Source organism: Pseudomonas sp. NBRC 111143 (assembly GCF_001320965.1).
GTDB lineage: Bacteria > Pseudomonadota > Gammaproteobacteria > Pseudomonadales > Pseudomonadaceae > Aquipseudomonas > Aquipseudomonas machongensis.
The window spans coordinates 44,194-52,676 of record NZ_BCBT01000047.1; the positions used below are offsets into that span (position 1 = coordinate 44,194).

6 protein-coding genes are annotated in these 8,483 nt (G+C 63.8%); 5 read left to right on the top strand and 1 reads right to left on the bottom strand.

Annotation, left to right across the window (positions count from 1 at the left end):
• The 4 genes from ttgB (at window position 1) to APH44_RS21835 (ending at window position 7,222) form a co-directional block, all read left to right on the top strand.
• Window positions 1-3,153 carry a multidrug efflux RND transporter permease subunit TtgB gene (gene ttgB, locus APH44_RS21820; protein WP_054894499.1) on the top strand — a complete coding sequence of 1,051 codons (3,153 nt, stop codon included), beginning with the start codon at window positions 1-3 and terminating at the stop codon, window positions 3,151-3,153.
• On the top strand, window positions 3,150-4,604 hold the full coding sequence (locus APH44_RS21825; RefSeq protein ID WP_054894500.1) for an AdeC/AdeK/OprM family multidrug efflux complex outer membrane factor: 1,455 nt from the start codon (window positions 3,150-3,152) through the stop codon (window positions 4,602-4,604). Before ttgB ends, APH44_RS21825 begins: the two co-directional genes overlap by 4 nt.
• A gap of 243 nt (window positions 4,605-4,847) precedes the next feature.
• Window positions 4,848-6,101, top strand: a complete 1,254-nt coding sequence (locus APH44_RS21830; protein WP_054894501.1) for an OprD family porin — start codon at window positions 4,848-4,850, stop codon at window positions 6,099-6,101.
• A 137-nt stretch (window positions 6,102-6,238) separates the two neighbouring features.
• Window positions 6,239-7,222, top strand: coding sequence for a LysR family transcriptional regulator (locus APH44_RS21835; protein WP_054894502.1), 984 nt, complete (start codon window positions 6,239-6,241; stop codon window positions 7,220-7,222).
• Here APH44_RS21835 and APH44_RS21840 read toward each other — a convergent pair.
• Complete coding sequence (locus tag APH44_RS21840) at window positions 7,122-7,817, bottom strand: Crp/Fnr family transcriptional regulator (protein WP_054894503.1); 696 nt, start codon at window positions 7,815-7,817, stop codon at window positions 7,122-7,124. The two genes, APH44_RS21835 and APH44_RS21840, sit on opposite strands and share 101 nt — an antisense overlap.
• Before the next feature lie 92 nt (window positions 7,818-7,909).
• On the opposite strand from APH44_RS21840, the gene APH44_RS21845 reads away from it, so the two are divergent.
• Window positions 7,910-8,434 carry a DUF962 domain-containing protein gene (locus tag APH44_RS21845; protein WP_054894504.1) on the top strand — a complete coding sequence of 175 codons (525 nt, stop codon included), beginning with the start codon at window positions 7,910-7,912 and terminating at the stop codon, window positions 8,432-8,434.
• Window positions 8,435-8,483: the final 49 nt, after the last annotated feature.

Consider the following 8,483-nt stretch of genomic DNA (forward strand, 5'->3'; position numbering starts at 1 on the left):
ATGTCGAAGTTCTTTATCGATCGCCCGATCTTCGCCTGGGTGATCGCCTTGGTGATCATGCTGGTCGGGGCCCTGTCGATCCTGAAACTGCCGATCAACCAGTACCCCAGCATCGCGCCGCCGGCCATCGCCATCGCCGTGACCTACCCGGGCGCCTCGGCGCAGACCGTGCAGGACACCGTGGTACAGGTCATCGAGCAGCAGCTCAACGGTATCGACAACCTGCGTTATGTGTCTTCGGAAAGTAACTCCGACGGCAGCATGACCATCACCGCTACCTTCGAGCAGGGTACCAACGCCGACACCGCGCAGGTGCAGGTGCAGAACAAGCTCAACCTGGCCACCCCGCTGCTGCCGCAGGAAGTGCAGCAGCAAGGTATCCGTGTCACCAAGGCAGTGAAGAACTTCCTGCTGGTGATCGGCCTGGTGTCCGAAGATGGCAGCATGACCAAGGACGACTTGGCCAACTACATCGTCTCCAACATGCAGGACCCGATCTCGCGGACTGCCGGCGTTGGTGACTTCCAGGTGTTCGGTGCCCAGTACGCCATGCGTATCTGGCTCGATCCGGCCAAGCTCAACAAGTTCCAGTTGACCCCGGTCGATGTGCGTACCGCCGTCACTGCGCAGAACGTGCAGGTTTCTTCCGGCCAGCTCGGTGGCCTGCCAGCGATGCCAGGTACCCAGCTCAACGCCACCATCATCGGCAAGACTCGCCTGCAGACCGCCGAGCAGTTCGAGAAGATCCTGCTCAAGGTCAACAGCGATGGCTCGCAGGTGCGCCTGCGTGACGTCGCCAAGGTTGGTCTGGGCGGTGAGAACTACGCGGTCAGCGCGCAGTTCAACGGCAAGCCGGCTTCGGGCCTGGCGGTCAAGCTGGCAACCGGCGCCAACGCCCTGGATACCGCCAAGGCCTTGCGCAAGACCATCAGCGACCTCGAGCCGTTCTTCCCGCCCGGGGTCAAGGCAGTGTTCCCGTATGACACCACGCCAGTGGTCACCGAATCGATCAGCGGGGTAATCCACACCCTGATCGAAGCCGTGGTCCTGGTGTTCCTGGTGATGTACCTGTTCCTGCAGAACTTCCGCGCCACCATCATCACCACCATGACCGTTCCGGTGGTGTTGCTGGGCACCTTCGGCATCCTTGCCGCCGCAGGCTTCAGCATCAACACCCTGACCATGTTCGCAATGGTCCTGGCCATCGGCCTGCTGGTGGACGATGCCATCGTCGTCGTGGAAAACGTCGAGCGGGTGATGTCCGAAGAAGGGCTGCCGCCCAAGGAAGCGACCAAGCGCTCGATGCAGCAGATTCAGGGCGCACTGGTCGGTATCGCCCTGGTGCTTTCGGCGGTACTCCTGCCGATGGCCTTCTTCGGCGGCTCCACCGGCGTGATCTACCGCCAGTTCTCGATCACCATCGTATCGGCCATGGGCCTGTCGGTGCTGGTTGCACTGATCTTCACCCCGGCGTTGTGCGCGACCATGCTCAAGCCGTTGAAGAAGGGTGAGCACCACACGGCCAAGGGCGGCTTCTTCGGCTGGTTCAACCGTAACTTCGACCGCAGCGTAAAGGGCTACGAGCGCAGTGTCGGTACCATCCTGCGCAACAAGATCCCGTTCCTGCTGGCCTATGCGCTGATCGTGGTGGGCATGATCTGGCTGTTCACTCGCATCCCCACCGCGTTCCTGCCTGAAGAAGACCAGGGCGTACTCTTCGCCCAGGTGCAGACCCCAGCCGGTTCCAGTGCCGAACGCACCCAGGTGGTCGTCGACAAGATGCGCGAATACCTTCTCAAGGACGAAGCCGACACCGTGTCGTCGGTGTTCACCGTGACCGGTTTCAACTTCGCCGGTCGAGGCCAGAGCTCGGGCATGGCGTTCATCATGCTCAAACCTTGGGGCGAGCGTTCGGCCGAGAACAGCGTGTTCAATCTCTCGACCCGCGCCCAGCAGCACTTCTTCAGCTTCCGCGATGCGATGGTGTTCGCCTTCGCACCGCCGGCAGTGCTCGAACTGGGTAACGCCACCGGCTTCGACGTGTTCCTCCAGGACCGTGCCGGCGTCGGCCACGAGAAGCTCATGGAAGCGCGCAACCAGTTCCTGGCCAAGGCCTCGCAGAGCAAGATCCTCTCCGCAGTGCGCCCCAACGGCCTGAACGACGAGCCGCAGTACCAGCTGATCGTCGACGATGAGCGCGCCAGTGCCCTGGGCGTCACCATTGCCGACATCAACAACACCCTGTCGATCGCGCTGGGTGGCAGCTACGTCAACGACTTCATCGATCGTGGCCGGGTCAAGAAGGTGTACATCCAGGGCGACTCCAGTGCCCGCATGAGCCCCGAAGACCTGCAGAAGTGGTACGTGCGCAACGGCCAGGGCGAGATGGTGCCGTTCTCCTCCTTCGCCTCCGGTGAATGGACCTACGGCTCGCCGAAGCTGTCGCGTTACAACGGCGTGGAAGCAGTCGAGATCCTCGGTGCCCCGGCGCCTGGCTACAGTACCGGTGAGGCCATGGCCGAGGTCGAACGCATCGTCGGCGAACTGCCGTCGGGCATCGGCTACTCCTGGACCGGCATGTCCTACGAGGAGAAGCTCTCCGGTTCGCAGATGCCGGCGCTGTTCGCCCTTTCGCTGCTGTTCGTGTTCCTCTGCCTGGCAGCGCTGTACGAAAGCTGGTCGATCCCGATCGCCGTCGTGCTGGTGGTGCCGCTGGGTATCATCGGTGCACTGATCGCCACCAGCATGCGCGGGCTGTCGAATGACGTGTACTTCCTCGTCGGCCTGCTGACGACCATCGGCCTGGCGGCGAAAAACGCCATTCTGATCGTCGAGTTCGCCAAAGAGCTGCACGAACAGGGCAAGAGCCTGTTCGATGCGACGATCGAGGCGTGCCGTATGCGTCTGCGCCCGATCATCATGACCTCGCTGGCATTCATCCTCGGCGTGGTACCGTTGACCATCGCCAGCGGCGCAGGCTCTGGCAGCCAGCACGCGATCGGCACCGGGGTGATCGGCGGCATGATCAGTGCGACTGTGCTGGCGATCTTCTGGGTACCGCTGTTCTTCGTAGCAGTGTCGTCGCTGTTCGGCAGCAAAGAGCCGCACACCGACGCCACCCCTGAAACTCCACGTAATGAGGCTGGGCAATGACCAAGTCTTTGTTGTCCCTGGCGGTAACCGCTTTCATTCTCGGCGGCTGCTCGCTTATTCCTGACTACCAGACCCCGGAAACGCCGGTGGCCGCGCAGTGGCCGCAAGGCCCTGCGTACTCGCCGACCCAGTCGGCAGACGTGGCCGCCGCCGAACAGGGCTGGCGCCAGTTCTTCCACGACCCGGCGCTGCAGAAGCTGATCCAGACCTCGCTGGTCAACAACCGCGACCTGCGTGTGGCCGCGTTGAACATCGATGCCTACCGTGCGCAGTACCGCATCCAGCGCGCCGACCTGTTCCCGGCGGTCTCGGCCACCGGCAGCGGCAGCCGCCAGCGGGTTCCGGGCAACCTGTCGCAGACCGGCGAAGCGAACATCACCAGCCAGTACTCGGCAACGTTGGGCGTCAGCGCCTATGAGCTGGACCTGTTCGGCCGCGTCCGCAGCCTGAGCGAACAGGCCCTGGAGACCTACCTGTCCAGCGAGCAGGCACGTCGCTCCACGCAGATCAGCCTGGTGGCCAGCGTGGCCAACGCCTACTACACCTGGCAGGCCGACCAGGCGCTGCTGAAGCTGACCGAAGAAACGCTCAAGACCTACGAAGAAAGCTACAACCTGACCCGCCGCAGCAACGAGGTCGGCGTGGCCTCCGCACTTGACCTGAGCCAGGCGCGCACCGCTGTCGAAGGCGCGCGGGTCAAGCTGTCGCAGTACCAGCGTCTGGTGGCGCAGGACCTGAACAGCCTGACCGTGCTGCTGGGCACCGGTGTACCGGCGGACCTGCCGGCCTCGCTGAAGCTCGACGCCGACCAACTGGCCGACGTGCCAGCGGGCCTGCCGTCCGACCTGCTGCAGCGGCGTCCGGACATCCAGGAAGCCGAGCACCTGCTCAAGGCTGCCAATGCCAACATCGGCGCAGCCCGCGCGGCGTTCTTCCCGAGCATCAGCCTGACCGCCAACGCCGGTACCCTGAGCCCGGACATGGGCGGGCTGTTCAAGGGGGGGTCGGGGACCTGGCTGTTCCAACCGCAGATCAACCTGCCGATCTTCAACGCCGGCAGCCTGCGCGCCAGCCTGGACTACTCGAAGATCCAGAAGGACATCAACGTCGCCAAGTACGAAAAGACCATCCAGACCGCCTTCCAGGAAGTCTCCGATGGCCTGGCGGCGCGCAAGACCTTCGAAGAGCAGTTGCAGGCCCAACGTGACCTGGTTGCCGCCAACCAGGATTACTACCGTCTGGCAGAGCGTCGCTACCGCATCGGTATCGACAGCAACCTGACCTTCCTCGACGCCCAGCGCAACCTGTTCAGTGCCCAGCAGGCGCTGATCAGCGATCGCCTGTCGCAGCTGACCAGCGAGGTCAACCTGTACAAGGCGCTCGGCGGTGGCTGGTACGAGCAGACCGGACAGGCCAACCAGCAGGCTTCGGTGGACTCGCCCAAAGGCTGAGTGATCCGGCAACAGCATCAAGCCCACCCTCGCGGTGGGCTTTTTGTTTTCCGGTAACAACACCCCGCCTCACACAATGCGTTCGATTATCGCCCCGTTCCACTTCCGACGAATTGCTCGCCGCAGGCCCGATCACGCACCATCCTTCACGCAACGTTGCACAAGTTCATCAATAAAGCGTCGACCTGCAGCCTCCGGCCGCAGCGCTCCGACTCGCCCATAAAAACAAGAGATCCACGACAGATGAGCATTCTGCAACCCGCACGCCCACTGCTGCCGGGCCTTCTGGCCATGTCCTGCGCCCTCCCCGCCCTCGCCGCCGACGGCGGCTTCGTGGAAGACGCCAAGGCCACCCTCAACCTGCGCAACTTCTACATCAACCGCAACTTCGTCGACCCTGCCAAGGCCCAGGGCAAGGCCGAGGAATGGACGCAAAGCTTCATCCTCGACGCGCGTTCCGGGTTCACCCAGGGCACCGTCGGCTTTGGCGTCGATGTGCTGGGGCTGTATTCGGTCAAGCTCGATGGCGGCAAGGGGACGGCCGGCACGCAGCTGCTGCCAGTGCACGACGATGGTCGCCCCGCCGACGACTTCGGCCGCCTGGGTGTCGCGCTCAAGGCCAGGATTTCACAGACCGAGCTCAAGGTCGGCGAATGGATGCCGGTACTGCCGATCCTGCGCTCTGACGATGGTCGTTCGCTGCCGCAGACCTTCCGCGGCGGCCAGATCACCTCCAGGGAGATCACCGGGCTGACCCTGTACGCCGGCCAGTTCCGTGGCAACAGCCCGCGCAACGACGCGAGCATGGAGGACATGGCGCTGTTCAGCCGCCCGGGCTTCACCTCCGACCGCTTCAACTTTGCAGGGGGTGAGTACAGCTTCAACGACAAGCGCACCCTGGTCGGCGTGTGGGACGCCCAGCTCAAGGATATCTACCGCCAGCAGTACTTCAACCTGGTGCACAGCCAGCCCTTGGGCGACTGGACCCTGGGGGCGAACCTGGGCTACTTCATCGGCAAGGAAGACGGCGCCGAGCGTGCCGGCAAGCTGGACAACCGCACCGCCTCGGCCATGCTTTCGGCGCGCTATCAGGGTCATACGTTCTATGTCGGCCTGCAGAAGGTCGGCGGCGATGACGAGTGGATGCGAGTCAACGGCACCAGCGGCGGCACCCTGGCCAACGACAGCTACAACGCCAGCTTCGAGAATGCCAAGGAGCGCTCCTGGCAACTGCGCCACGATTTCAACTTCGCCACCGTCGGCATCCCCGGCCTGACCCTGATGAACCGCTACATCAAGGGCGACAACGTGCATGTCGGCAGCATCACCGATGGCAAGGAGTGGGCGCGCGAGAGCGAACTGGCGTACGTGATCCAGTCCGGTACGTTCAAGGACCTGTCGGTGAAATGGCGCAACTCCACCATGCGCAGGGATTTCAGCACCAACGCCTTCGACGAGAACAGGCTGATCGTGAGTTATCCGTTCAGCCTGTTGTGAAAGTCGCGCCGCGCTTGGGGGGCGGGCTTACCCGCCCCTCTAAATAACAAAATCAGCTAAACAACTAACTAAACCATCGTTGACGGAATAAGTAACAAGGTCTAAAACGAGCCCTCTCTACTCCGCAGAATCTCGATATGGACCTTCGCCAACTGCGCTATTTCATCGCCCTCACCGAGTACCGCAGCTTCGTCCGCGCTGCCGAAGCCATGGGCATTACCCAGCCCGCGTTCAGTCGCGCCATCCAGGGCCTGGAGCAGGAGTTCGGCTGCGCCCTGGTCGATCGCGGCAACAAGGCGCTGCAACCGACCCCCGAAGGCCAGGTGGTGCTGCAACATGCCCGGCGCCTGGTTCAGGGGGCCGCACAACTGAGCAACGACGTGCTGCAGATGACCAAGCTCGACGCCGGCGAACTGCATTTCGGCAGCGGCCCAGCCCTGGCTGCACGACTGGTACCCGACGCCCTGCAGCAGTTCATCACCCAGCATCCGGGGATTCGCACCGAGCTGCAGGTGGACAACGCCGAACGCCTGGGCCAAGCACTGCGCCGCGAGCAGATCGAGTTCTTCGTCGACGATATCCGCCCCTTCGAGGCCGACCCCAACTTCCACACCGAGCCGCTCAACCCGCGCCCAGGCCTGTTCTTCTGCCGTCCCGGCCATCCGCTGCTGGCCAAGGACAGCCTGTCGACCAACGACCTGTTCGCCTACCCCCTGGCCAGCGCCCTGCTCACCCCCGGTGTACGCAAGCGCCTGGCCAATCTCAGCGGACGCAGCGATTTCATCCCGCACCTGCAGACCGAACACCTGGCAGTGCTGCGCAGCGTGGTGCTGGCCAGCGATACCCTCGGCAGCGCCAGCGAGGAAGCCGTGGCCGAGGACCTGGCCGCGGGGCGCCTGGTACGCCTGCACTGGCGCAACCTGCCGCCGGGGCTGGAAGTGCTGAGCGTGCGTTGCGGGGTGATCAGCCGCAGCGGCTATCGCCTGTCACCGGCAGCACGGGCGATGATCGATACCTTGGTCAGCCTGGATGCGCGGCCATCTCCCGCAGCCTCGGCGCATCGAGGATCAGCACTTCGCCATAGCCCAGTTGCACCACCCCCGCCTGCTCCAGCGCCTTGAGGATCTGGTTGATGGTCTGGCGCGACAGGGACAGCATCAGCGCCAATTGCTCCTGCGACAATTGCAGGCGCCATTGGGCAACATCGCGCTCGCCATAGCCTTCGGCGATCTGCAACAGCCGATGGGCCACACGCGGCCCCGCGGCCAGCAAGTGCTGCTGCTCAAGCGCAACGAACACCCAGCGCAGCTTGTGACTCATCAGCAAAGCCAGGTCGCGCCAGTGCTGCGGATGCTGCGCCAACCAGTCGAGCAGCGCTGCCTGAGGGATCCACAACAGCTGCGTGACACCTTCGGCAAAGGCATCGTGGGTGCGTGGCTGGCCGTCGAACAAGCTGATCTCGCCGAACCAGTAAGGCGGCTCGACCAACGTCAACAGCGCTTCCTTGCCCTCACGGCTGACCGCGCCGACGCGCATGGCGCCCTCCAGCACCGCATACAAACCGCAGGGCGGATCTCCACGCTGGAACAGGCACTGTCCGGCCGCCAGCTCACGTGAACGCGCCAATGCCAGCAGGCTATCCTGAACCTGAGCGGGCAACTGCCGAAACCACTGGCCGTGGCTCAACTGCGCACGCCAGGCTTGGGGGTTGTCCATGACACCTCTTCTGAACGGACTCTGTCGGCCAGGCGACAGACGACGGCGGATGAACGGGGCAAGCTGTCGCTACCCCTGATGGAGGAACAACAATGAAAAACCTCGTCGAACACCTGAGTCAATACGCGGCCTATCATCGCGACCCGCGCAACATCGCCACGCACTTCGTCGGCATTCCGTTGATCGTGCTGGCGGTCAGCATCCTGCTGTCACGACCCGGCTGGCCGGTTGCCGGCATCTGGCTGTCGCCAGCGCTGCTGGTGGCGGCAGCGTCGGTGTGGTTCTACCTGCGCCTGGACCTGCGCTTCGGGCTGGTGATGGGCGTGTTGCTGGGGCTGTGCCTGTGGGCAGGCGAATGGCTGGCGCTGCAAAGCACCGGGCTGTGGCTGAGTGCCGGGCTCGGGGCCTTCGTGCTGGGCTGGATCATCCAGTTCGTCGGGCATGCCTACGAGGGCAGGAAGCCCGCCTTCGTCGACGATGTCAGCGGCTTGATCATCGGGCCACTGTTCGTGGTTGCAGAACTGGCGTTCATGCTTGGGCTGTGTGCCGGTCTGAGGCAGCAGGTGGAAGCCAACGCCGGGCCGGTAGCGGTGCGCGGGAAGAAGGCGGCGGTGTAGACGCTAGAACAGTGCTGAATTCTTCGCGGGCAAGCCCGCTCCCACAGAT